This is a genomic window from Mesorhizobium ciceri biovar biserrulae, assembly GCF_001618845.1.
Classification (GTDB): domain Bacteria; phylum Pseudomonadota; class Alphaproteobacteria; order Rhizobiales; family Rhizobiaceae; genus Mesorhizobium; species Mesorhizobium ciceri.
Genome location: NZ_CP015064.1, coordinates 1926200 through 1950318 on the forward strand (window position 1 = coordinate 1926200; position 24119 = coordinate 1950318).

Sequence of the window (24119 nt, forward strand, 5' to 3'; positions counted from 1 at the left end):
GTAACATGTCGAGATCGAGTAACTTGGGAGGGTAGAAATGGCAGACTTGAAACGGACCCAGCCGCTGGCGCGCGATGCCATGGCCTATGTATTGGCCGGCGGCCGTGGCAGCCGCCTCAAGGAACTGACCGACCGGCGCGCCAAGCCGGCCGTCTATTTCGGCGGCAAGACGCGCATCATCGACTTCGCGCTCTCCAACGCGCTTAACTCCGGCATTCGACGCCTCGGCGTTGCCACCCAGTACAAGGCGCATTCGCTGATCCGTCATCTGCAGCGCGGCTGGAACTTCCTGCGCCCCGAGCGAAACGAAAGCTTCGACATCCTGCCGGCCAGCCAGCGCGTCTCGGAAACGCAGTGGTATGAGGGCACGGCTGACGCCGTCTATCAGAACATCGACATCATCGAGGCCTACGGACCCGAATACATGGTCATCCTGGCTGGCGACCACATCTACAAGATGGACTACGAGATGATGCTTCGCCAGCACGTCGACGCCAATGCCGACGTCACCGTTGGCTGCCTCGAAGTGCCGCGCATGGAAGCCACCGGCTTCGGCGTCATGCATGTCGATGGCAAGGACAACATCATCGCCTTCGTCGAAAAGCCCGCCGATCCGCCCGGCATTCCCGATAAGCCGGAGTTTGCCTTGGCCTCGATGGGCATTTACGTCTTCAAGACCAAGTTTCTGATGGAGCAGTTGCGCCGCGATGCGGCCGAGCCGGGCTCGAGCCGCGACTTCGGCAAGGACATCATCCCCTATATCGTCCAGCACGGTAAGGCGATCGCGCACCGCTTCGCCAAGTCCTGCGTCCGTTCGACCGCCGAGAACGAGGCCTACTGGCGCGACGTCGGAACGGTCGACGCCTATTGGGAAGCCAATATCGACCTGACCGATATCACGCCGGAACTCGACCTCTACGACCGCGACTGGCCGATCTGGACCTATGCCGAATTGAAGCCGCCGGCAAAGTTCGTGCATGACGAGGATGGCCGCCGCGGTTCGGCTGTGTCTTCGCTGGTTTCGGGCGATTGCATCGTCTCGGGGGCTTCGCTGAAAAAAAGCCTGATCTTCACCGGCGCGCGCATCAATTCCTATTCGACGCTCGAAGAAGTCGTCATGCTGCCCGACGTTCATGTCGGCCGGAACGCAAAGTTGAAGCGCGTGGTCATCGACCATGGTGTTAGGATACCGGAAGGGCTGGTGGTCGGCGAAGATCCTATTCTCGACGCCAAGCGCTTCCGCGTTTCCGAAAAGGGCATCTGCCTGGTCACCCAGGACATGATCGACAAGCTGGGGCTCTGACGCATGCAGGTTCTGTCGGTCACGCCGGAAATTTTCCCGCTCATCAAGACCGGTGGGCTTGCCGACGTGACCGGCGCGCTGCCCATTGCCTTGGCGGCCAAGGGCGTGACCGTGCGCACGCTCATGCCCGGCTTTCCGACCGTCATGGCTGCCTTCAAGAAAAAGCGGGCGGTTCTGCAATACCCCTTGCTGCAGGGCGGCAAGGCCTCTGTCCATTCCGTCCAACTCGCCGGGCTCGAACTGTTCGTGCTCGATGCGCCGCATCTGTTCGACCGTCCCGGCGGCCCCTATGGCAATGCGACTGGCGTCGACTGGCCAGACAATTGGCGGCGTTTCGCGGCGTTGAGCCAGGTCGGCGGCGACATCGCCGGCGGCGCCATCTCGGGCTACCAGCCCGACATCGTGCACGCCCATGACTGGCAGTCGGCGATGACGCTGGCCTATATGCGCTATGGCAAGGCGGTGGGCGTGCCTTCGATGATGACCGTCCACAACCTCGCCTTCCAGGGCCAGTTCGGCGCCGGCATTTTCGGCGAGCTTGGCTTGCCGGCGGCGGCGATGGCGCTCGACGGCGTCGAATATTATGGTGGTGTCGGCTTCCTCAAGGCGGGCCTGCAGGCCGCCTGGGCGATCACCACGGTCAGTCCGACCTACGCGCAGGAAATCCGCTCGCCCGAATTCGGCATGGGCCTCGACGGCCTCATCAACATGCGCTCCAGCGATCTCTATGGCATCGTCAACGGCATTGACACCGGCATCTGGGATCCGGAAACCGACAAGCATCTGGTGTCCAACTACACGGGCAGCACGCTGAAGGCGCGCGCACCCAACAGGGCTGCCGTGGAAGATCGCTTCAGCCTTGAGCGCGATGACAGCCCGATCGTCTGCGTGGTCAGCCGCCTGACCTGGCAAAAGGGCATGGACATATTGGCGCTGGTGGTCGACGGCATTGTCGCGACGGGTGCGCGGCTCGCCATCCTGGGATCGGGCGATGCCGGTCTCGAAGGCGCGCTGCTTGCCGCTGCCGCCCGGCATCGCGGCCGCATCGGCGTCGTCGTCGGCTACGACGAGGGGCTGTCGCACATCATGCAGGGCGGCTGTGACGCCATCGTCATCCCCTCGCGCTTCGAACCGTGCGGGCTGACGCAGCTTTACGGCCTGCGCTATGGCTGCGTGCCCGTGGTTGCCCGCACCGGCGGCCTCGCCGACACGGTCATCGACGCCAATGAGGCTGCCGTCTCTGCCGGCGTCGCCACCGGCTTCCAGTTCGCGCCCAACAATGGCGGCGCCTTGCTGCACGCTATCCGCCGCCTCGTCGACGCCCATGCCAGTCCGACGGTCTGGGAATCACTGCAGCGCCAGGGCATGAAAGCCGATGTGTCGTGGGACAAGAGCGCGGAAAAATACGTCGAACTCTATCGTTCGCTGCTTTCGAAAAGGGTTGCCTGAAGCATGATACGGACCGTTCCCACCAAGCCTTATTCCGACCAGAAGCCCGGCACGTCGGGCCTGCGCAAGAAGGTGCCTGTCTTTCAGCAGGAGCACTATGCCGAGAATTTCATCCAGTCGATCTTCGACGCGCTCGACGGTTTCAAGGGCAAGACCCTGGTGATCGGTGGCGACGGCCGCTTCTACAACCGCGAGGTCATCCAGAAGGCCATCGCCATCGCAGCCGCCAACGGCTTCGGCAAGGTGATGGTCGGGCAGGGCGGCATCCTGTCGACGCCAGCCGCTTCGCATGTCATCCGCAAATACAAGACCTTTGGCGGCATCATCCTGTCGGCCAGCCACAATCCGGGCGGCCCGCATGAGGATTTCGGCATCAAGTACAATGCCGGCAATGGCGGCCCGGCGCCGGAAAAGCTTACCGACGCGATCTTCGAAAAGACCAAGGCGATTTCGAGCTTCAAGATCGCCGATATCGATCCGATCGACATCGACACAAGAGGAACGGTCAAGGCCGCCGGCATGACGGTCGAGATCATCGATCCGGTCGCCGACTATGCCGCGCTGATGGAAAGCCTGTTCGATTTCGACGCCCTGCGCAAACTCTTCAAGTCCGGCTTCCGCATGCGCTTCGACGCCATGCACGCGGTGACCGGTCCCTACGCCAAGGAGATCCTGGAAAACCGGCTCGGCGCGCCCAATGGCACCTGCCGCAATTTCAAGCCGCTGCCGGATTTCGGCGGCCACCATCCGGACCCGAATCTTGTCCACGCCAAACACCTCTATGACGAGATGATGGGACCGGACGCGCCGGATTTCGGTGCCGCCTCGGATGGGGATGGCGACCGCAATCTGATCATCGGCAAGGGCATTTTCGTCACCCCGTCGGATTCGGTCGCCATGCTCGCCGCCAATGCGCGTCTGGCGCCCGGCTACAAGGCCGGTTTGAAAGGCATTGCCCGCTCGATGCCGACCAGTGGCGCGGCCGATCGCGTTGCTGAAAAACTCGGCGTCGGCATCTATGAGACGCCGACCGGCTGGAAATTCTTCGGCAATCTGCTCGATGCCGACATGGCGACGATCTGCGGTGAAGAGAGTGCCGGCACCGGCTCCAACCATGTCCGCGAAAAGGACGGCCTGTGGGCGGTGCTTTTGTGGCTCAACATCCTTGCCGCGCGTGGCGAAAGCTGCAAGCAGATCGTCACCGAGCACTGGGCGACCTACGGTCGCAACTACTATTCGCGGCACGATTATGAAGAGGTCGAGAGCGACCGCGCCAACGCGCTGGTCGACGAACTGCGTGCCAAGCTCGGCTCGCTGCCTGGCACCAGCGTGCGCGGCCTGAAAATCGCCAGCGCCGACGATTTTGCCTATCACGATCCGGTCGACGGTTCGATCAGCGAGCATCAGGGCATCAGGGTTCTGTTCGAAGGTGGTTCGCGGGTCGTCTTTCGGCTGTCCGGCACCGGCACGTCGGGCGCGACCTTGCGCGTCTACATCGAGCGCTACGAGCCGGACAAGTCTCGGCACGATCTCGACACCCAGGCCGCCCTTGCCGATCTGATTGCCGCGGCTGACGATATTGCCGGGATTCACAGCCATACCGGCCGCCCCAAGCCGAGCGTGATCACTTGAGAGTGGCTGCGCGCGTTTCACCTTCTCCCCTTGTGGGAGAAGGTGGCCGAGCGAAGCTCGGTCGGACGAGGGGTGCTCCAGCTTGGCGCAAACCGATGTCCAGATCACTAACGCCGCGTTCCTTCCAACACCCCTCATCCGTCTCGGCGCTGCGCGCCGATCCACCTTCTCCCGCAAGGGGAGAAGGTGAGGCGCGGGCATGACCCAGCTCGGCGCCACAGTCACCCGCGAAGGCATCCGCTTTGCCGCCTGGTCGCAGGCCGCCCGTCGGCTTTGGGTCTCGATCTTCGACGAGCAGGGCATGCGGGAAATCGAACGGCTCGAACTGCAGCGGGAAGGCGAGGGCGTCCACGCGCTGTTCGTTGCAGGTCTTGGCTCCGGAACCCGCTACGGTTTCCGCGCCGACGGGGACTATGCGCCGGAGCATGGACTGTGGTTCGACCCCGACAAATTGCTGACCGATCCCTACGCCGTCGAGATTGACAGGCCTTATGCCTATGACTGGCGGCTGGCCAATCGCCGGGGCGAGGGGGGCGATACCGCGTCGCTGATGCCGAAGGCGATCGCGGCTGCGCTACCGAAGCCTGTGCAGGCTGCGCCGCCGCTCTTCCGCGCCGGCGGCCTGGTCTACGAAATTCCGGTGCGCGCCTTCACCATGCTGCATTCGGACGTTCCCGAAAAATTGCGCGGAACAGTCGCCGCACTTGCTCAACCGGCGATCGTCGAGCACCTGAAAAAACTCGGCGTTGGCGCGGTCGAACTGATGCCGGTGACCGCGTCGATCGACGAACGGCATCTGCCGCCGCTCGGGCTGCGCAACGCCTGGGGCTACAATCCCGTGACGTTCATGGCCCTCGATCCGCGCCTTGCGCCGGGCGGCATCATGGAACTGCGAAACACGGTCGCTGTGCTGCGCCAGGCTGGTATCGGCGTCATCCTCGACCTCGTCTTCAACCACACCGGCGAGAGCGACAGGCTTGGTCCCACGCTGTCGCTGCGCGGCTTCGACAACCAGGCCTACTACCGGCACACACCTGATGGCAGGCTGGCCAACGACACCGGTACCGGCAACACAGTCGCTTGCGACCATCCTGTGGTCCAGGAGATGGTCCTCGACACGCTTCGCCATTTCGTCAGGGATGCCGGTGTCGATGGCTTCCGCTTCGACCTCGCTCCCATTCTGGGGCGGGTCGAGGGCACATTCGATGCCGAGGCGCCGCTGCTGAGAGCGATGCGCGATGACGCACTGCTGGCCGATCGCGTGTTGATCGCCGAGCCGTGGGACATCGGCCCCGACGGCTATCAGCTCGGCAATTTTCCAGCGCCCTTCCTCGAATGGAACGACAAGTATCGCGACGATGTCAGACGGTTCTGGCGCGGCGACGCCGGCATGGTCGGCGCCCTGGCGACCCGGCTCGCCGGTTCGTCAGATGTGTTTGCCGCGAACGGGCAAGGCGCCAGCCGCAGTGTCAATTTCATCGCCGCCCATGACGGCATGACGCTCGCCGACATCGTGCGCTACGAGCGCAAGCACAACGAAGCCAATGGCGAGCAGAACCGCGACGGCCACAATGAAAACCTGTCCTGGAACAACGGCGTGGAAGGTGATGCGGACAACCCGGCCGTGGCAGCGGCTCGCCAGAACGATCAGCGCGCGCTGCTCGCCACGTTGTTTGCCTCGCGCGGCATCATCATGCTGACCGCGGGCGACGAATTCGGCCGCACCCAGCAAGGCAACAACAACGCCTATGCCCAAGACAACGAGATCACCTGGCTCGACTGGGCCGGCCGCGACCAGGCGCTGGAGCGCTACACAGCGGCACTCTCGAGGCTGCGCCGATCGATGCCGGCGCTTTCCGACACAAGCTTCCTCACTGGCCAGCCGCCGGCAGGTTCGGAGATACCGGACGTCGCATGGCTTGCTGAGACGGGCGCGCCGCTCGATGAACAGAGCTGGCAGGATCCGCAGCGGCACCGTCTTGTCATGGTCCTGAGTGGCGCCAGCGATGACGGCCGCCGTCTTGCGGTGCTTATCAACGGCGATCGCCGGGCCTGCATGTTCACCTTGCCTGAACGAGACGGATTCTTCTGGGCCCCAGATATCGAAGCGCCGGATGCGGCGGATATCTCGCGGCCAATATCCGGGCGGACGATGATCTTCATGATCGAACGAGCGCAGGCCGGCACAAGGGAGAAGCGCAATGGCGGCGAGTGACAAGAAGGGATGGTGGCGCGGTTGCGTCATCTACCAGATCTATCCGCGCTCCTTCCAGGACACGACCGGCGATGGCAGCGGCGATCTCGCCGGTATCACATCGAGGCTCGCCCATGTCGCCTCGCTCGGTGTCGACGCCATCTGGCTGTCGCCTTTCTTCAAGTCGCCGATGGCCGATATGGGCTACGACGTGTCGGACTACTGCGATGTCGATCCGATGTTCGGCACGCTCGAGGATTTCGATGCGCTGGTCGCCGAGGCGCATCGTCTCGGCCTGAAGATCATCATCGACCAGGTGCTGTCGCATTCATCCGACAAGCACGACTGGTTTGTCGAAAGCCGCGCCAGCCGCGATAACCCCAAGGCCGACTGGTATGTCTGGGCCGATACCAAGCCAGATGGCAGCGCGCCAAACAACTGGCTCTCCGTCTTCGGTGGCCCGGCCTGGGAATGGGATTCTACCCGCCGGCAGTATTACATGCACAATTTCCTCCCCTCGCAGCCCGATCTGAATTTCCACAATCCGGAGGTTCAGGACGCGCTTCTGGAAACTGTGCGCTTCTGGCTGGAGCGCGGCGTCGACGGTTTTCGGCTCGATACGGTCAATTACTATGTCCACGACCGCTGGCTGCGCAGCAATCCACCCTTGGCATCAAGCGTCGCCGGCACCAACAGCGAGACCAACACCTACCTTTACCAGGAGCACCTGTTCGACAAGACGCAGCCGGAAAACCTGGCGTTCCTGCGCCGCTTCAGGGCGCTGCTCGACGAATATGACGACCGTGCTGCCGTCGGCGAGATCGGCGATGAAGGCCGCTCGCTGCAGACGCTCGCCGCCTATACCTCAGGCGGCGACAAGCTGCATATGTGTTACACCTTCGACCTGCTCGGTCCGCAGTTCTCGGCCGCGCATGTGCGTGGCTGCGTCGAAGCCTTCGAGGCGGCCGTCTCCGACGGCTGGGTCTGCTGGGCCTTCTCCAACCATGACGTGGCGCGCCATGTCAGCCGCTGGACAAGGCCGGACAGCGAGCCCGACGCGGTCGCAAGATTCTCGATCATGCTGCTCGCCTGCCTGCGCGGCTCGATCTGCCTCTATGAGGGCGAGGAACTCGGGCTGGAGGAGGCGGAGCTGGCCTATGAAGATCTGCGCGATCCCGTCGGCATCCGCTTCTGGCCAGGCGTCAAGGGCAGGGATGGGTGCCGCACGCCGATGGTGTGGGAGGCCGGCGCCGACAATGCAGGCTTCTCCACGGCCAGGCCCTGGCTGCCGATACCGGCCAGCCATCGCGCTCGCGCCGTCGACGTCCAGAATGCCGACACGGTCTCTGTGCTCGCGTCCTACCGGGCTGCGCTGGCCTTGCGCGGGGAGCATGAGGCGCTGATATCCGGCTCGATCCGCTTTCTCGACGCCGAGGGTGACCTGCTCGCTTTCATCCGCGACGGCGGCGGTGAAAGACTGCTCTGTGTCTTCAATTTCGCCGGAGGACCGGCCAATTGGCCGTTGCCGGGGGACATCGGAGCGGTTGCGCAGCTGGATGGCAATGCCGCGGTCGTCGAGACTGAGCTTTTGCTGCCAGCGCTCGGAGCCTTTTTGGGCAGGCTCGACTGATATCCCGACGTTACTGCACCAGCACGGCACGTCCGCATGTCGCGCCGGTGACCCGGACATCGGCCACGCCGAGATGCACGCCGAGCGTATCGAGTAGATTGTAAAGCAATGTGTCGACTGGTGCGGTCACGGTTTTCAGAAGCGTCGTCACAGCTGGCTTCACGGTGCCGAGCAACGCCGTTACGTCAAGCCCGAGGATACCAAGCGCATTGACGGAAAGCGACAACTTGTCGACCAGTGACGTTGTCAGCGTCTGGGTAATGTCCCGTGTCGGCGTCGTCTTGATGGTTTTGGCGGCGATCTCGGTTTTGTTGAAGACCAGGTTGGTCGGGCTGACGTTGGTGATGTCGGCACCCGCCGAACCCTTCACCAATATTAGCGGGATTTTTAACAGCAGCAGATTGAGGCTGACATCCGCGATGTTGGCGTCGGAGAACGACTGCGGGTTGCTGAAATCCGCGAAGGCGGTGGGGCTGTTATCGGCATCGCTGGCGGCAAGGTTCACCGCCGCGATGCCGGGCTTCGCGGCAATGGTAACCTTCAGGCTGTCGGGGCCGGTCGGGCAGTTGATGTCGGTCAGCTTGGCCTCGGCGTAGGCTACTTCGACATTCAGCGGCAGCTTGACCGACAGCAGGCTGATACCGCCGCCCAGGTTTGGGTTGCCGACGCCGACCGTGACAAGCAGCTTGATGCGCGTTTGCGCGGTGCGAACCACGGTGCCGGCTTCTCCAACCGCCAGCCATGGCGAGGATTGCGGTGGTTCGCCGATGGCGATGGCGAGCGTGGTCGACAGCACCCCGGGAATGGTGGCTCCGAGGGCGACGTCGACCTGTTTTGAACCGTTTGCCAGTCCGGCGGCGGCCGTCAGCATTCCCAAGGCGCTGGCGTCGACGCCGAGGCCGGCGGGCCTTTGGCCGAGGCCCAACTTGCCGACGGAGCCGAGATCGACCAGATGACTGAGCGGGATCTGGACCGTGCTGGTCGACTTGGACGCGATCGTCTGCAGGGCGACCTTGGCCGTGTTGCCAAGCCCAGGCACATTGGCCATGGCCGTGGCGATCTGGCCGACGGTCGCCTTCGATGCCAACACATCCGAATACGAGACGCCAGTTAGGTTCAGCTGTGTGGCAAGGCCGTCCACGAAGGAGAGCACGCTCACATCCGCGGAGATCAGCGCGTTGTAGTCCATGACACTGAGCGAGATGTTGCTGCCGAGCAGTCCGCCGAGAAGCGCGTTGAGGATACCGCCATCGAGGCTGGCGAGCCTCGATCCGACCGAGAACGTCGCCTGTGGCGTCATGCTGGCGGTGGCTTGGGTGCCGATGACGGGAGTGGGGATCAGCGAACTCGCGAAATAGCGGGCGGGGATCTTCTTCAGGGTGACACGGACGGCATTGTAGGGGGTTATGCTGGCCTGGAAACGCTGGCCCACATTGGCCCCGGATGCCACATATCGCCCGGGCGTGACCGTCACGACGGTTTTGCCGACCGCCGGCTCGATCGTCTGTCCCGAGCTTTGAACGACAACCCCTGGCATGCCGTTGTCGGTCAGCGTGGTAACGACCGCTGTATTGACATTGGTCATGTTCGAGGCGGCGGTGATCGCCGCCAGATCCACCATTGCCTGCGCTTCGCGGCGCTCGGTGTAGATCGAGGCTTCGTCGATGGCCACTGCGGCCAGCGCCAGCGCCACCGGCGCGCTCAATGCCGCCATGACGGTGAAGTTTGCTTTCCTGTCACTCAGCATCAACCGGGCAAGCCGACCGATCCCATTGCACGCATGCAGCAGCATTCAAATGCCCCCGACCCTGATCGTTGACTGGCGCCTGATCGTGGTCCCGGGCATGGCTATGCCCGGGAAAAGGTTCCAGATCGGCAGGTTGCGGGCGTCGTATTGTATGGACACCACGAACTGGCTTCCATCGGCCGAGCTGTCGTTGGCCTGGTAGGTCAACTTGCTGACATCCACGAAGGGATATCCGCCGGCATTGTTGGTGACGAAGCTGGCTACGAGCGTTTGACGTTCGGTTTGGTTCAACCCGGCAATTGCCGTGCGGGCGGCATCCGCTGCGATCTGCTGGATCGAGTTGGCGGCGCCGAAGTATATACCGTATGCAACCATTCCGAGTAGAAGAAGAATGAAAATCGGTGAAAGTAAGGCAAACTCAACCGCAGAGGTACCGCGCTCTTCTTGAAATTTCCGCATTAGTTGACGGATTTTGGGCAATTTACTTGCTCCGTTACTCATAGCCGCCGCGCGTCTGAAGCTCGAACTGTATAGAAGGTACTCGTAATGTAACCTCAGGTTGCTTAAGAACGTATTAAGACATTCCGGCAAACTGGCATGGCTCCCGATTCGCGGTGAAAAATAGCGTCGAGGTGAAGAAACCAAGTCAAGCTTTTGGTTTCGGCTGGTGTTTCAGCGGCCACACCATAGCTTTCGTCCGCCTTACTTTGGGTGACCCAGAGAGTCTGTTGAAATAAAAATTCTCCGCGTTAGTGTCTGGGCACGAGCCGCAGGACGGGAACCAGCGGCGCGCTCAAAGGGGTCAGATATCGGCTCCAGGGCGTCAACACTTAATAGGCGCGCCAACGGCGGCGCCGACAGGGAGAACTTCATGCTGAAAAACATGCTGAAGGCGACTGTGTTCGCCACGACGATGACGCTGGCCGCCGGGACGTTCTACACGCAGGCCTTTGCCGAGACCGTCTATAACAGGGGCACCGCCGCTGAATCGGAGTCGGTCGATCCGCACAAGACCTCGACGGTTTACGAAGCCAATGTCCTGCGCGACCTGTTCCAGGGCTTGGTCATGCAGGACCAGAAGGCCAATCTCATTCCTGGTGCCGCCGAGAGCTGGACGGTTTCGGACGACGGAACCGTCTATACGTTCAAGCTGCGCAAGGACGGCATGTGGTCGGATGGCAGCCCGGTTACGGCGGACGATTTCGTCTATGCCTTCCACCGGCTGGAGGATCCGGCGACCGGCGCCGAATATGCCTCGATGCTGTATCCGGTAAAGGGTGCGGAGGACGTCAACACCAAGAAGGGCAAGCCTGAGGACATGGGCGTCAAGGCGATTGACGCAAATACGCTGGAGGTCACGCTGAAGGCGCCGACGCCCTACTTCCTGGAGATGCTGACCCACCAGGCGACCTATCCGGTGAGCAAGGCCTCCATCGAAAAGCTCGGCGCCGATTGGATCAAGCCCGGCAATCTCGTTTCGAACGGCGCCTATACGCTGGCCGAATGGGTTCCCAACGATCATATGAAGCTGGTCAAGAACCCGAAATTCTGGGATGCGGCGACCGTCAAGTTCGACGTCGTCAACTACATCCCGACCGAGGACCGCTCTTCGGCGATGAAGCGCTTCGAGGCAGGCGAACTGGACAGCTACGACGACCTTCCGACTGAACAGCTCGCCGATCTCAAGACCAAGTTTGGCGACCAGATCCACGTCGGACCGTATCTCGGCACCTATTATTATGCGATCAAGACCGACAAGGCGCCGTGGGATAATGTAGAGCTGCGCAATGCCATCTCGATGGCGATCGACCGCGACTTCCTCGCCGAAAAAGTCTGGCAGAACTCGATGCTGCCCGGCTATTCGATGGTGCCTCCCGGCATCGAAGGCTACACGCCGGCAATGGCCAAATATGCGGACATGCCGCAGATCGACCGCGAGGATGCGGCCAAGAAGATCCTCGAGAAACTCGGCTATACGCCCGAAAAGCCGCTGAAGATGGAAATCCGCTATAACACGTCGGAAAACCACAAGAACACTGCGGTGGCGATCCAGGAACAGCTGAAGCCGCTTGGCGTCGATGTCACGCTGCTCAACACCGACACCAAGACCCACTACTCCTTCCTCGAGCAGAAGGGTAACTATGATCTGGCACGTGCCGCCTGGATCGCCGACTACAAGGATCCGGAAACCTTCCTCGGCATCTCGCGCAAGGCCAGCGGCAACAATTATTCGGACTACAACAGCCCGGCCTATGAGGCGGCCATGGACAAGGCGGCCGCCGCCGGCGGCAACCCCGAACAGCGCATGAAGGAACTGGCCGACGCCGAACGCATCCTGGTCGACGATGTCGGCCAGATACCGCTCCTCTATTACAGCTACCACGATATCGTCTCCTCGAAGCTGCATGGCTTCGTCGACAACGTGATGGACGTGCATCCGTCGCGCTTCGTCAGCAAGGACTAACCCTGGCCAAGCCACCGCGCCCTCCAGGCGCGGTGGCGATGGTTTGCCATCGCATCGGCCCGGGTACCGGAATTCGATTTCGGCAAATGTCGGTGCGAAGATTTGAAAGCTGGAGCGCGGCCGTCTAACTGGACGCGCGCGGCTCTGGATCAAGCGGGGCACCGATGCTGCGATACGTATTACGGCGGCTTCTGACCGCCATTCCAACGCTGTTCGTCATCGTGACAATGGCGTTTTTCCTGATGCGCGTCGCGCCGGGCGGTCCATTCAACCAGGAGCGGGGGCTCAGTCCCGAGATCAGGGCCAATCTCGAAGCCCAGTTCGGCCTCAACGACCCGCTCTGGCTACAATTCGTCCACTATCTCGGCAATTTGTTGCGCGGCAATTTCGGCCCGAGCTACAACATGCCGGATTTCACCGTCACCGAACTGTTCGCCAAGGGGCTGCCGATTTCGGTTCAGCTCGGCGCCTCGGCGCTCGTCCTGGCGCTGCTGCTCGGTTCCGTGCTCGGCACCATTGCGGCGCTCAATCAGAACAAGCTTGGCGACTATACGGTGATCGCGCTGGCGACGGCCGGCAGCACCATCCCAACCTTCGTCATCGCGCCGGTGATCCAACTCCTGTTCGGGCTGACCTGGAGGCTGCTGCCGATCGGTGGGTGGGGCGATGGCGCTTTCATCAACAAGGTCGGTCCGGTGCTGACGCTCGCCCTGCCGCAGATCGCCATCGTCGCCCGGCTGATGCGTGGCTCGATGATCGAATCCTTGCGGTCCCACCACATCCGCACGGCGCGCGCGCTGGGCCTGTCCGACTGGTCGGTGGTGGTCAAGCATGCGTTGCGCGGCGCCATCCTGCCGATCGTCTCCTTCACCGGTCCGGCGTCGGCGGCACTGCTGACCGGCTCGGTCATCGTCGAGACGATCTTCTCCATCCCAGGCGTCGGCCGCTATTTCGTCGATGCCGCGCTCAATCGTGACTACACGCTGGTGATGGGAACGGTGGTGGTGATCGCCATCTTTACCATTGTCTTCAACCTGATCGTCGACGTTATGTACGCGGTCGTCGATCCGAGGGTGCGCTATGACTGACATCGCGGCCACAGTCGCCCCCACCGTCATCGGCCGTTCGCTCTGGGGGGATGCCTGGGCGCGGCTCAAGGCCAATCGCGCCGCCATGTTCAGCCTGTATTACCTTGCCCTGATCGGGGTCGTCAGCGTGTTCGGGCCGTGGTTCGTGCCGCATCAATACACCACCATCTATGCCGACTATGTGCGCATGCCGCCAAGCCTGTCAGCCTATCCGAAGGCCGACATGATCGAGACGGCGCTCACCGAAGCGATCAAGCGCATGCGGGTCGACATCAAGGAATGGCGGCAGGAAGGCAACCAGGTCTTCGTCACCGTCAAGTCGACCAGGCCGATCGACGATCGCAACATCCGCTATCTTGACCGATCCGATGCCTTTGACGACACCAAGATCGAGAGCAAGTCGCCGGACGGTCTCGAAGTGACGATGAGCGCCTCGATCAAGCAGCAATATTTCCTGTTCGGCACCGACAACACCGGACGGGACCTGTTGTCGCGCACGCTGATGGCCGGGCGTATATCGCTGGCCATCGGCCTGCTCGCGGGCGTCGTGGCGGTGGTCATCGGCGTGGTCTACGGGGCCGCTGCCGGTTTTGCCGGAGGCAAGGTCGACGAGGTGATGATGCGCATCGTCGACGTGCTCTATTCCTTGCCCTTCATCTTCTTCGTCATCATGCTGGTGGTGTTCTTCGGCCGCAACTTCGTGCTGATGTTCCTGGCCGTCGGCGCCGTGCTGTGGCTCGACATGGCGCGCATCGTGCGTGGCCAGGCACTGTCGATCCGCCGCCAGGAATATGTCCAGGCGGCGGAAGCCATGGGCGTCGGCCAGCGCGGCATCCTGCTGCGCCACGTCATCCCCAACCTGCTCGGCCCGGTGGTCATCTACATGACGCTGCTGGTGCCGCAGGTGATCATCCTGGAAAGCTTCCTATCGTTTCTCGGCCTCGGCGTGCAGGAGCCGATGACCAGCTGGGGCGTTCTGATCTCGGTCGGCGCCAAGAACATCGGCACCGCCAACTGGCTGCTCCTGTTCCCCGCCTTCTTCCTCGTCTCGACGCTGTTTGCGCTGAACTTCGTCGGCGACGGCCTGCGCGACGCACTCGACCCGAGGGATCGCTAAGATGGGGATCGCTAAGATGCGGATCGATAAAGAGGGAAACCGCTGAGATGGCTGCTTCCGAAACGATCCTCAGCGTCAAGGATTTGCGTGTCCGCTTCCGCACGCTCGACGGCGCCGTCGAGGCGGTCAAGGGCATAAACATCCATGTCAAATCGGGCGAGACCGTTGCCGTGGTCGGCGAATCCGGCTCCGGCAAAAGCCAGACGATGATGGCGGCGATGAGCCTGCTGGCGTCGAATGGCGAAGCGACAGGCAGCGTCGACTATCGTGGCCGCAATCTTCTAACGCTCAGCAAATCCGAGCTCAACAAGGTCCGTGGCCGCAAGATCAGCATGATCTTCCAGGAGCCGATGACTTCGCTCGATCCGCTCTATTCGATCGGCAACCAGTTGATCGAACCGATCCGCCGGCATCGGGGCCTGAATGTCGCCGAGGCGCGTGAAGAAGCGCTCAAACTGCTGCGGCTGGTGCATATTCCCGATCCCGAGCGGCGGATGAAATCCTATCCGCACGAAATGTCGGGTGGCCAGCGCCAGCGTGTGATGATCGCGATGGCTCTCGCCAACGACCCTGACATATTGATCGCCGACGAGCCGACGACGGCGCTCGATGTGACCATACAGGCGCAGATCCTGATGCTTCTGGCCGAATTGCAGCGCAAGCTCGGCATGGCGATCGTCTTCATCACCCACGATCTTGGCATCGTCCGCCGCTTTGCCGATCGGGTCTATGTCATGCGCCAGGGCGAGGTTGTCGAGGAGGGGGAGGCGGAGGCCATCTTCGTCAACCCACAGCATGCCTACACGAAAATGCTGCTGGCGGCCGAGCCGACCGGCAGCAAGGCGCCGCCGCCCGCCAACGCCCCAGTGCTGCTCGAAGGCAGGAATGTCGAAGTGACGTTCAGGATCGGCGGCGGGTTTCTTGCTGGCGAACCGCTGATGCTGCGTGCAGTCGATCACATCTCGATCCGGCTGCAGCGCAACCAGACCATCGGCATCGTTGGTGAATCCGGCTCGGGCAAATCGACTCTTGGCCGCGCCTTGCTGCGGCTGTTGCCGAGTGACGGGCTCATCCGTTTCGGCGATCGCGACATTTCCCAAGCCGACCGGCAGGCGATGCGGCCGCTGCGGCGCCAGATGCAGCTCGTCTTCCAGGACCCGTTCGGCTCGTTGTCGCCGCGCATGACTGTCGGCCAGGTCATCACCGAAGGACTTCTGGTGCATGAGCCTGACCTTTCGGGCAAGCAGCGTGATCAACGCGCGGTCGAGGCATTGCGCGAGGTCGGCCTCGACCCCAACGCCCGCAACCGCTACCCGCACGAATTCTCCGGCGGTCAGCGGCAGCGCATCGCCATTGCCCGCGCCATGATCCTGAAGCCTAGGCTGGTGGTATTGGATGAGCCGACTTCGGCGCTCGATCGCTCTGTACAGAAACAGATCGTCGAACTGCTGCGCAAGCTGCAGGCGGACCACGAATTGTCCTATCTCTTCATCAGCCACGATCTGTCGGTCGTGCGCGCCATGGCCGACTACATCATCGTCATGAAACAGGGCAAGATCGTCGAGGAAGGGCCGACCGAGGCGATCTTCAGCAATCCGCAGCACGCCTACACACAGACGCTGATGGCCGCCGCGATCGACGTGACGCGATTTCGCCTGAGCGCCTGAACCGGGCTCTGCACCGAGGCGTTGGCTGTCCGCTCAATTCGCGGACCTCTGGCACTTGCGAGCTCGCACGGCGGCAATGGCATCCTGTTGCTGCTTAAGCCGGTCGATCCTGGCTGTTTCACGGTTGGCTACCGCGGTCTTCACGCGTGAGCCGCCGAGCAGCCAGCGTGGAACATTGGTGTTGGTGACCTTGCCGCGCGTGATTGCCGTTTGCGAGATTTCACGGGCGACGTCTCCCATCGCGCTGTTGAGGTCGGTGCACGTCATTGAATCGTATTTCGCTGGATCGACGGTTCTGCCGAGCGATGAACAGCCAGCGACGAGAACCAGCGTCATCACAAGAATCAAGGGCGGGGCTGTGGTTAAATTCAAATTCATGTCGCACTCGGCCCGCCGTTTCGCTCATTCCATCAGGTCCATCGACCCTAGAGCCGACGGGCCTTTTCGTCAAAATATGCGGCCGCGAAGGAACCTGCCACAGGGTTCGGCCATGCGGCCGACGGCAGGGACATCCCCAGTCTGAATTGCTATTTGCCGGGTGTGGAGTTCAATCGCTGGCGAACGGAGAGTGCCGGTTCCGGCGACGTCGAGGCGGCTTTCCTAAGCTGCTTCGGCCACCCACGTCGACGGGGGACCGCCGAGCACTGTCTGAGCGATCTCGGCGTCATTTTCATCGACATGCGCCGTCACCAGGACGACGCCCTCGGCCACGTCCTGATCATCCGCCTTCATGGCGCGCAGGGCGAATGTTCCAAACAGACCGCCGGCAACGCCGCCACAGACCGCGCCAGCCACCGCTGTTGGCAATACGCTCGCAGCAACAGGATTGATGCCAACTGCCGCAACGGCGCTCAGACATGCCAACCCGCCGGCGGCAGCGCCCAGTACCGATCCCAAAGCGGAAACCCAAACAGATCCTGTCTCGTCATTGTAAGGCCCGATGATCGCGATCTGTACGCGAGGAATTCCGGCCGCCACCAGGTTGCTAGCGACCCGCGTCGCATCGGCGTGGGAATCAAAAAGTCTGCTAATCGTCGGCATGGTCGCTTAACGCTTCGGGCTGTTCAGCAGCGTGTCGGTGAGGAATGACGCGGCAATCAGGTCGTCAACCTCGATTCGGCCCTCGCCGCCCTCCATGATGGCCGCGACCTTCTGGAAGGTCTTCATCTCGTCTTCGGTAATCTGGGCTTGCTGCATCCTGGCCTTGATCTCTGTTACTCGCGTGCTCAGGGCATCGGATCGTTTGGTCTCACGGTTCGACATGCTGCTGCTCTTGGTTTCATCGATCATTTTTGCCCGCCACCCCGAATTTGGGGCAAGCGCATGCGTTTCCAACCTGGACTTCGGTCGGGCAGGGGTCAGACCTAAGTCTGGCTAGGGGCAATTGTCTTGCCGACGGTGCTGCCAAAAGCATGATCAAAGGGCCTCTCGTGGCCCGATTCCTTAAAGAATCGGGCCGGAGATCTGTGGTCAGTACCCGTCGTTCTCGATCACCACGGGATGGTGCCGATGGTGGTGGCGATGGGTGGAGACGGAACCTGTCACGACAACGGTATCGCGGTGATGATGCCGGCGCCCATGGTCGTAGAACGCCACAGTACCATGGCGGCGGTGGTGCAAGCGCTGACCGTCTTCGTTGATGATCTTGACGCTGCCGTGATGTCGATGATGGGTTCTAACAACCACATCGGCTTCGGCTGCCGAAGCCACGACGGGCAGTCCAATGGAAAGCGCCAACGCGCACATGATCATTGTTTTCATTGCAATTTCTCCGTTTTCTTAATTAGCCCTTCATTGGATTAACTGCCCCTGATCGCTTTGGTTCCGGTGGTCCGGCATCGGCCCGAACGTTCACTGTCACCGCCGGATCTCGTCAACGACGGAACATTAGACGTGCCTGATGGTTTTATTTCTCGCAGCCGGGATCACGATTTGGTGTCTGCTGCGGATCAGTCGGCAAAGACTGGTCGGCCCGCGTTCTCCGCAAGAGGCGCGGGCTTCCCCCAGGCAACAGGAGAGAGATCATGAACAATATCATTTGGCTCGTTGGAGCTGTGGTCATCGTGATAGCGATCTTGAGCTTTTTTGGCCTCCGCTAGCCGGACGCGCGTACCAGTTGAGATGTTTTCCGGAATCTGTCCGCGAGCGCACGCACGAAGGCATCAGGCGGCCGGTTGAGACCGTCTGGTTGCTGTCCAGTGCAACAGGCATCGCTGTCGGCCGGCGGGGAGACGCGAGTAATCTCGCTTGAGGGGCAGGTGGAGCGCCGAAGTCGGGATGCGCTAACTCTTTGTTTTTTCTGGTCGGAGTGGCAGGATTTGAACCTGCGACCCCCTCGTCCCGAACGAGGTGCGCTACCAGGCTGCGCTACACTCCGTGACCAGACCGCGGGCTTATAGCCGCCACACTTCGTTCCTGCAAGCGGCATGGCAGCACTTCTGTCGCATTTCATCGGCTTTCGTCGAGCATAGCCCGAAAGGCTCGGATTCCCTCCTGGGATAAACGTGGCTTAAAGCCTTCTGTGCTAAGCCGCAGTCCTCGACAACTCGTAATTTCCGCCACTCGGAGTTTTCCAGTCTTGTCCTTCAGCATCGTTGGCGACGCCCGGCCCAACAGTTTCGAGTTCGAAACCGAAGCGCTGATCAAGCCATCCGGCTTTCGAGAATATGATGCGCGCTGGTGGTTTGGCCATCCCGGCTCCGCGCAACTGCCGGAGCTCAATCTGATTGGCGTCCAGGCGCTCGGAATGGGGCTTGGCACGCTGATCCGCCGTGTCGGTGCCGGTCCCGATATCGTCACCGGGCACGATTTCCGCTCCTATTCGCTTGGCATCAAGCTGGCGCTGGTGTCCGGTTTGATGGCTGCAGGCGCTCGGGTGAGGGACATCGGACTGGCGTTGTCGCCGATGGCCTATTTCGCCCAGTTCGCACTGGACGTGCCTTCGGTCGCTATGGTCACCGCCTCGCATAACGAGAATGGCTGGACCGGCGTCAAGATGGGTGCGGCGCGGCCGCTGACTTTCGGGCCGGAAGAGATGAGCGCGCTGAAGCAGATTGTACTGGCCGGCGATTTCGATCTCGTCGGCGGCGGCTCCTACGATTTCGTTCGCGATTTTCGCGCTACTTATCTCGACGATCTGACCGAGGACAAGCGCATCACCCGAAAGCTGAAAGTGGTCGCCGCCTGCGGCAACGGCACCGCCGGCGCCTTCGCGCCGCAGGCGCTGCAGCGCATCGGCTGCGAGGTCATCCCGCTCGATGTCGAACTCGACCACACCTTTCCGCGCTACAATCCCAATCCCGAGGATATGCAGATGCTGCATGCCATCAGGGACAAGGTGCTTGAGACTGGAGCCGATGTCGGCCTTGGCTTCGACGGTGACGGCGACCGCTGCGGCGTCGTCGACAATGAGGGCAATGAGATTTTTGCCGACAAGGTCGGTGTGATGCTGGCGCGCGATATCTCCAGCCAGCATCCGGGCTCGACCTTCGTCGTCGACGTCAAGTCGACCGGCCTGTTCAACACGGACAGCGTGCTGCGCGCCAACAGCGCCGTCACTGACTACTGGAAGACCGGCCACTCCTACATCAAGCGCCGCGTCGCCGAGCTTGGCGCCGTCGCCGGTTTCGAAAAGTCGGGCCATTTCTTCTTCAACCCGCCAGTCGGGCGGGGTTATGACGATGGGCTGGTCACCGCCATCGCCATCTGCCAGATGCTGGACCGCAGCCCCGGCAGTTCGATGGCCGATCTCTACCGCGCGCTGCCGCTGACCTTCGGCACGCCGACCATGTCGTCGCACTGCGCGGACGATGTGAAGTATGGCGTTGTCGAGCGGGTGGTTGCCGACTTTCAGGCCATGAAGCGGGATGGAACGGTTTTTGCGGGCCAGAAGATCGCCGACCTCATCACCGTCAACGGTGCGCGCGTTGTCGCCGAAGACGGCACCTGGGGACTGGTGCGCGCCTCGTCGAACAAGCCGGAACTGGTCGTGGTCGTCGAAAGCCCGGTGTCGTCGCAGCGTCGACGGGAGATGTTCGAGGCTGTCGACACCGTGCTGCGCCGCAGCCCCGAGGTGGGCGCCTACAACCAGACCTTTTGAATGGTGGTTGAATGACCGAGCGGATTGTCAGTTTTGTCATGAGCGGCGGCGTCGGCTCGCGGTTGTGGCCGCTGTCGCGCGAGGACAATCCCAAGCAGTTCCACGATTTGTCCGGCGACGGCTCGATGCTGGCCAAGACCTTGCGCCGGCTGACGGCCCGGCCGGAAGGCGAAACGCCGATCTTCCTGATTGCCGCGGAGCGCCATGCCGACCGCGTTCACGCCGATCTTGCCGGCCTCGACCTCGCCGGCGGCGGGCCGCTGTTCGAGCCGACCGGGCGCAACACAGCCGCCGCCGTCGCACTGGCGACGCTGCGCACACTGTCCGAGTTCAGCGACAGCCTGGTGCTGGTGGTGCCGTCGGACCATGAGATATCGACCCCGCGCCAGTTCTGGCAGAGCGTCGAAGCCGGCACCGAAGCAGCGCGTAGCGGCCGGCTGGTGGTGTTCGGCATCAGGCCGATACAGCCCGAGACCGGCTACGGCTATATCGAGGTTGCGGCCGAAAGCGGCGGCATCTTCGACGTGTCGCGCTTCGTCGAAAAGCCGGATCTTGCGACTGCGCAAAGCTATCTCAAGGCCGGAAATTTCTACTGGAACACCGGTATCTTCCTTTTTCGCGCCAGCGCCATGCGTGATGCCTTCATAGCGTTCCAGCCGGATATCTGGCAGGCCACCGAAGCAGCCTACAAGGCAGCGACATCGGATTTGTCCGGCCTTTACATGCCGCTAGAACTCTACGCCGCCATTCCGTCGAACTCGATCGACTACGCCATCATGGAGCGGGCAAAAGACATCGCGATGGTGCCGGCCGGCTTCCGCTGGAACGATCTCGGCTCATGGCAGTCGCTGCTCGATGTCGGCCCCGCCGACGACCGGGGCAATGTCATCATCGGCGATGTCGTCGCCATCGATTGCGAGAATTCCTACATTCGCAGTGACGGCCGCCTGCTGTCGGCGATCGGCATGAAGGACATCGCCATCGTTTCGACATCGGATGCCACCTTCGTCGCTCCGGTCAGCCACAGCCAACACGTCAAGAAGATCGTCGAGCAGCTCGAAAAATCGGGTCGCCTGGAAACCAGGTTCACGCCGGCGCATGACCGCGTCATCGAAAGCGGCGCCTGGCGGCGGCGCGTGCATCACTGGCTGTTTCAGGAGACCTTGCCGCTGTGGTCGACATCGGGCGTCGACGAACGCCATGGCGGCTTTCACGAAGCGCTTGGCCTGGACGCTTCGCCGTTGATGAAGCCCAAGCGCATGCGCACCATGGCAAGGCAGGTCTATGCCTTCGCCGTTGCCCGGGCGCGCGGCTGGGACGGTCCGGCCGACCGGCTGATCAGCCATGGCATCGCCTTCATGGCCGGCAAGGGCCGCACCGACAAGGGCGGCTGGGTTCGGACGCTGAATGTCGACGGTTCGGTCGCCGACGCCACCGAGGATGCCTACGATCATTCCTGCGTGCTCCTGGCACTGGCGCATGCGCATATGTCTGGCAATCCCGACGCTTTGCGCCTCGGCGAGGAAACCTTCGCCTTTCTCGATGCGCATCTCGAAGACAGCCGCATGACCGGCTTCCTTGAGACATCGGATGGCAAAGGCGAGCGCCGCTCCAACCCGCATATGCACCTGCTCGAGGCCTTCCTCGCCTGGCACCAGGCGACCGGCGAGCGCGCCCATCTGCGCCGCGCAGCGCGCATCATCGACCTCTTCCGCAGTCATTTCTTCGATCCGGAAAGCTGGACGCTTGGCGAGTATTTCGATGCCGAATGGAAGTCATCCGCCGGCGAGAAAGGCTCGTGGACCGAGCCTGGCCACCATTTCGAATGGGCCTCTTTGTTGGTCGATTTCGCTGGGCGCAGCGGCCAGGCCGAGTTGAGCGGCTTTGCCAGGAAACTCTACGCCTCGGCCATCGCCAATGGCCTCAACCGCGCCACCGGCCTTGCCTATGGCGCCGTCTCGCGGCAGGGCCTGCCGCTCGACCTGATATCGCGCAGCTGGCCGCAGGCCGAAGCGGTGAAGGCGGCGATCGCGCTGGATGGTTCGGGCGGGCCCGATCTCAAGCCCGAGATCGAAGCGCGCGTCGGCCGGTTGTTCCGCTGGCACATCGACCCGGCGCCGCTCGGACTGTGGATCGACCGCATCGACGAACGCGGCCGCTCGCTGGCGACCGATGTGCCAGCCAGCATCTTCTATCATCTGGTCTGTGCGCTGACGCAATATCTGGACAGCACGGCCGACCTGAAGGCGTAGAGGGCTGGATCAGTACGGGCTCGCCACGTCACCCGTCTCGACATAGATCGACTTCAGCTGCGAATAGAGCGCCAGTGCGGCCAGTGAATTCTCACGCCCGATGCCTGACTGTTTGAAGCCGCCGAACGGGATTTCCACCGGCGTCAGATTATACGCGTTGATCCAGCAGGTGCCGGCCTGCAGTTCGGCGATGACGCGGTGGGCGCGCGGCAGGTCGCGCGTGAAGACGCCGGCAGCGAGGCCGAATTCGGTGTCGTTGGCGCGGTCGATCACCTCGTCCTCGCCGTCGAATTTCAACACGCCCATCACTGGTCCGAAAATTTCTTCACGGGCGATGCGCATGCCATCGGTCACGCCGGTGAACACCGTCGGCTCGACGAAGAAGCCGCCCTGAAAGCCCTGCAGCGAAGGCACATTGCCGCCGCAAGCAAGCGTCGCTCCATCCTGCTTGCCGATCTCGATATAGCCGACCACCTTGTCGTGCTGCGCCTTGGAGACCAGCGGTCCCATCTGGGTTTCGGGATCGAGCGGGTCGCCGATGCGGATTTTCTTGGTCCGCTCTATCAGACGGTCGACAAAGCGGTCGTGGATGCCGCTCTGCACGAAGACGCGCGTGCCGTTGGAGCAGATCTGTCCGGTCGAATAGAAATTGCCGAGCATGGCGCCGCCAATGGCGTTCTCGATGTCGGCATCGTCGAACACGATCAGCGGCGACTTGCCCCCGAGTTCCATCGTCGCGTGCTTCATCTTCGAGCCGGCAAGCGACAGCACCTTGCGGCCGGTCGGCACCGAACCGGTCACCGAGACCTTGGCGACGACATCGTGGCCGACAAGCCCGGCGCCGACATCGCCATAGCCCTGCACAACGTTGAACAAGCCGTCGGGTAGCCCAGCTTCGCTGTAGATCTCGGCCAGTGCCAGCGCCGACAGCGGCGTGTTTTCCGACGGCTTGAACACCATGGCATTGCCCATGGCGAGCGCCGGTGCCGATTTCCAGCCGGCGATCTGGATCGGGTAGTTCCATGCGCCGATGCCGACACAGACGCCGAGCGCTTCGCGCCTTGTGTAGGCGAAGGGTCCGCCGAGATCGACCGACTCGCCATTGTAGGCGGCAACGGCACCGCCGAAATATTCAAGGCAGTCCGCAGCCGAGGGCGCATCCGCCACCAACGTTTCCTGGATCGCCTTGCCGGTATCCAGCGTCTCGATGCGAGCGAGGTCGGCGTTGCGGGCGCGCAATATGTCGGCGGCGCGGCGCAGGATGCGCCCGCGCTCAACCGGCTTCAGCCGCGCCCAGGCGGGCTGCGCCGCTCGTGCTGCCTCGACGGCGAGTTCCAGCACGTTCGGCGTTGCCGAACGCAGCATGGCGATGGTCTCGCCGGTTGCCGGATAGATGACCGGCAGCGGGGCGCCGCCTTCGTCCTCGATGTAGCGTCCGTTGACATAGTGCGATGCCGTGGGCTGAGCGCGCATGGAA

18 protein-coding genes and 1 tRNA gene are annotated in these 24119 nt (G+C 62.4%); 11 read left to right on the forward strand and 8 right to left on the reverse strand.

All coding sequences use genetic code 11. The features are described from left to right. Positions 1-37: 37 nt before the first annotated feature. The 5 genes from glgC (at position 38) to bglA (ending at position 8208) form a co-directional block, all read left to right on the forward strand. Positions 38-1303: a glucose-1-phosphate adenylyltransferase gene (gene glgC / locus A4R29_RS08585; protein ID WP_013532699.1), complete on the forward strand. Its 1266-nt coding sequence runs from the start codon at positions 38-40 to the stop codon at positions 1301-1303. Between the two features lie 3 nt (positions 1304-1306). Then, positions 1307-2752 (forward strand): glycogen synthase GlgA, encoded by a 1446-nt coding sequence (gene glgA / locus A4R29_RS08590; RefSeq protein WP_063171713.1) that lies wholly within the window; start codon positions 1307-1309, stop codon positions 2750-2752. Positions 2753-2755: 3 nt separating this feature from the next. Next, the gene (locus tag A4R29_RS08595) at positions 2756-4384 is read left to right on the forward strand and encodes an alpha-D-glucose phosphate-specific phosphoglucomutase (RefSeq protein ID WP_063171714.1); all 1629 of its coding nucleotides are present in this window, start codon (positions 2756-2758) and stop codon (positions 4382-4384) included. Positions 4385-4583: 199 nt separating this feature from the next. Further along, positions 4584-6599: a glycogen debranching protein GlgX gene (gene glgX / locus A4R29_RS08600; RefSeq protein ID WP_027164089.1), complete on the forward strand. Its 2016-nt coding sequence runs from the start codon at positions 4584-4586 to the stop codon at positions 6597-6599. After that, a complete protein-coding gene (gene bglA / locus A4R29_RS08605; protein WP_063171715.1) occupies positions 6586-8208 on the forward strand; it encodes a beta-galactosidase BglA in 1623 nt (540 codons plus the stop codon). Before glgX ends, bglA begins: the two co-directional genes overlap by 14 nt. 10 nt (positions 8209-8218) lie before the next feature. Here bglA and A4R29_RS08610 read toward each other — a convergent pair whose 3' ends face one another. Beyond that, a complete protein-coding gene (locus A4R29_RS08610) occupies positions 8219-10000 on the reverse strand; it encodes a TadG family pilus assembly protein (RefSeq protein ID WP_013532694.1) in 1782 nt (593 codons plus the stop codon). Further along, the gene (locus A4R29_RS08615; protein WP_174564973.1) at positions 10001-10414 is read right to left on the reverse strand and encodes a TadE family protein; all 414 of its coding nucleotides are present in this window, start codon (positions 10412-10414) and stop codon (positions 10001-10003) included. Positions 10415-10826: 412 nt separating this feature from the next. Between A4R29_RS08615 and A4R29_RS08620 the strand changes: the two genes are divergently transcribed. From A4R29_RS08620 to A4R29_RS08635, 4 genes are all read left to right on the forward strand, one after another. Beyond that, positions 10827-12419 carry a peptide ABC transporter substrate-binding protein gene (locus tag A4R29_RS08620; protein ID WP_013532692.1) on the forward strand — a complete coding sequence of 531 codons (1593 nt, stop codon included), beginning with the start codon at positions 10827-10829 and terminating at the stop codon, positions 12417-12419. 164 nt (positions 12420-12583) lie between these two features. Continuing rightward, complete coding sequence (locus tag A4R29_RS08625; protein ID WP_063171716.1) at positions 12584-13507, forward strand: ABC transporter permease subunit; 924 nt, start codon at positions 12584-12586, stop codon at positions 13505-13507. After that, the gene (locus A4R29_RS08630) at positions 13500-14624 is read left to right on the forward strand and encodes an ABC transporter permease (protein ID WP_013532690.1); all 1125 of its coding nucleotides are present in this window, start codon (positions 13500-13502) and stop codon (positions 14622-14624) included. Before A4R29_RS08625 ends, A4R29_RS08630 begins: the two co-directional genes overlap by 8 nt. A 47-nt stretch (positions 14625-14671) precedes the next feature. Next, the gene (locus A4R29_RS08635) at positions 14672-16291 is read left to right on the forward strand and encodes an ABC transporter ATP-binding protein (protein ID WP_013532689.1); all 1620 of its coding nucleotides are present in this window, start codon (positions 14672-14674) and stop codon (positions 16289-16291) included. A 33-nt stretch (positions 16292-16324) separates the two neighbouring features. On the opposite strand, the gene A4R29_RS08640 is transcribed toward A4R29_RS08635, so the two are convergent. From A4R29_RS08640 to A4R29_RS08660, 5 genes are all read right to left on the reverse strand, one after another. Further along, positions 16325-16669: a hypothetical protein gene (locus tag A4R29_RS08640; RefSeq protein WP_063171717.1), complete on the reverse strand. Its 345-nt coding sequence runs from the start codon at positions 16667-16669 to the stop codon at positions 16325-16327. A gap of 222 nt (positions 16670-16891) precedes the next feature. Then, a complete protein-coding gene (locus A4R29_RS35005) occupies positions 16892-17332 on the reverse strand; it encodes a hypothetical protein (protein WP_244506931.1) in 441 nt (146 codons plus the stop codon). A 6-nt stretch (positions 17333-17338) separates the two neighbouring features. After that, on the reverse strand, positions 17339-17554 hold the full coding sequence (locus tag A4R29_RS08650; RefSeq protein ID WP_024503705.1) for a hypothetical protein: 216 nt from the start codon (positions 17552-17554) through the stop codon (positions 17339-17341). Positions 17555-17761: 207 nt separating this feature from the next. Beyond that, positions 17762-18052 (reverse strand): hypothetical protein, encoded by a 291-nt coding sequence (locus A4R29_RS32920; protein WP_024503706.1) that lies wholly within the window; start codon positions 18050-18052, stop codon positions 17762-17764. 539 nt (positions 18053-18591) lie between these two features. Beyond that, a tRNA-Pro gene (locus A4R29_RS08660) sits at positions 18592-18668 on the reverse strand. Positions 18669-18869: 201 nt separating this feature from the next. On the opposite strand from A4R29_RS08660, the gene A4R29_RS08665 reads away from it, so the two are divergent. Together A4R29_RS08665 and A4R29_RS08670 are read left to right on the forward strand one after the other, a co-directional pair. Further along, positions 18870-20390, forward strand: coding sequence for a phosphomannomutase/phosphoglucomutase (locus tag A4R29_RS08665; RefSeq protein WP_063171720.1), 1521 nt, complete (start codon positions 18870-18872; stop codon positions 20388-20390). Positions 20391-20401: 11 nt separating this feature from the next. Beyond that, positions 20402-22642 carry a mannose-1-phosphate guanylyltransferase/mannose-6-phosphate isomerase gene (locus tag A4R29_RS08670; RefSeq protein ID WP_063171721.1) on the forward strand — a complete coding sequence of 747 codons (2241 nt, stop codon included), beginning with the start codon at positions 20402-20404 and terminating at the stop codon, positions 22640-22642. A 9-nt stretch (positions 22643-22651) separates the two neighbouring features. On the opposite strand, the gene betB is transcribed toward A4R29_RS08670, so the two are convergent. Continuing rightward, a complete protein-coding gene (gene betB, locus A4R29_RS08675) occupies positions 22652-24115 on the reverse strand; it encodes a betaine-aldehyde dehydrogenase (protein ID WP_063171722.1) in 1464 nt (487 codons plus the stop codon). Positions 24116-24119: the final 4 nt, after the last annotated feature.

What these genes read in the sequence shown, in the direction of transcription:
- glgC (WP_013532699.1), top strand. Translation starts at nt 38, where the DNA reads ATGGCAGACTTGAAACGGACCCAGCCGCTGGCGCGCGATGCCATGGCC.
- glgA (WP_063171713.1), top strand. Translation starts at nt 1,307, where the DNA reads ATGCAGGTTCTGTCGGTCACGCCGGAAATTTTCCCGCTCATCAAGACC.
- A4R29_RS08595 (WP_063171714.1), top strand. Translation starts at nt 2,756, where the DNA reads ATGATACGGACCGTTCCCACCAAGCCTTATTCCGACCAGAAGCCCGGC.
- glgX (WP_027164089.1), top strand. Translation starts at nt 4,584, where the DNA reads ATGACCCAGCTCGGCGCCACAGTCACCCGCGAAGGCATCCGCTTTGCC.
- bglA (WP_063171715.1), top strand. Translation starts at nt 6,586, where the DNA reads ATGGCGGCGAGTGACAAGAAGGGATGGTGGCGCGGTTGCGTCATCTAC.
- A4R29_RS08610 (WP_013532694.1), bottom strand. Translation starts at nt 10,000, where the DNA reads ATGCTGCTGCATGCGTGCAATGGGATCGGTCGGCTTGCCCGGTTGATG.
- A4R29_RS08615 (WP_174564973.1), bottom strand. Translation starts at nt 10,414, where the DNA reads ATGCGGAAATTTCAAGAAGAGCGCGGTACCTCTGCGGTTGAGTTTGCC.
- A4R29_RS08620 (WP_013532692.1), top strand. Translation starts at nt 10,827, where the DNA reads ATGCTGAAAAACATGCTGAAGGCGACTGTGTTCGCCACGACGATGACG.
- A4R29_RS08625 (WP_063171716.1), top strand. Translation starts at nt 12,584, where the DNA reads ATGCTGCGATACGTATTACGGCGGCTTCTGACCGCCATTCCAACGCTG.
- A4R29_RS08630 (WP_013532690.1), top strand. Translation starts at nt 13,500, where the DNA reads ATGACTGACATCGCGGCCACAGTCGCCCCCACCGTCATCGGCCGTTCG.
- A4R29_RS08635 (WP_013532689.1), top strand. Translation starts at nt 14,672, where the DNA reads ATGGCTGCTTCCGAAACGATCCTCAGCGTCAAGGATTTGCGTGTCCGC.
- A4R29_RS08640 (WP_063171717.1), bottom strand. Translation starts at nt 16,669, where the DNA reads ATGAATTTGAATTTAACCACAGCCCCGCCCTTGATTCTTGTGATGACG.
- A4R29_RS35005 (WP_244506931.1), bottom strand. Translation starts at nt 17,332, where the DNA reads ATGCCGACGATTAGCAGACTTTTTGATTCCCACGCCGATGCGACGCGG.
- A4R29_RS08650 (WP_024503705.1), bottom strand. Translation starts at nt 17,554, where the DNA reads ATGTCGAACCGTGAGACCAAACGATCCGATGCCCTGAGCACGCGAGTA.
- A4R29_RS32920 (WP_024503706.1), bottom strand. Translation starts at nt 18,052, where the DNA reads ATGAAAACAATGATCATGTGCGCGTTGGCGCTTTCCATTGGACTGCCC.
- A4R29_RS08670 (WP_063171721.1), top strand. Translation starts at nt 20,402, where the DNA reads ATGACCGAGCGGATTGTCAGTTTTGTCATGAGCGGCGGCGTCGGCTCG.
- betB (WP_063171722.1), bottom strand. Translation starts at nt 24,115, where the DNA reads ATGCGCGCTCAGCCCACGGCATCGCACTATGTCAACGGACGCTACATC.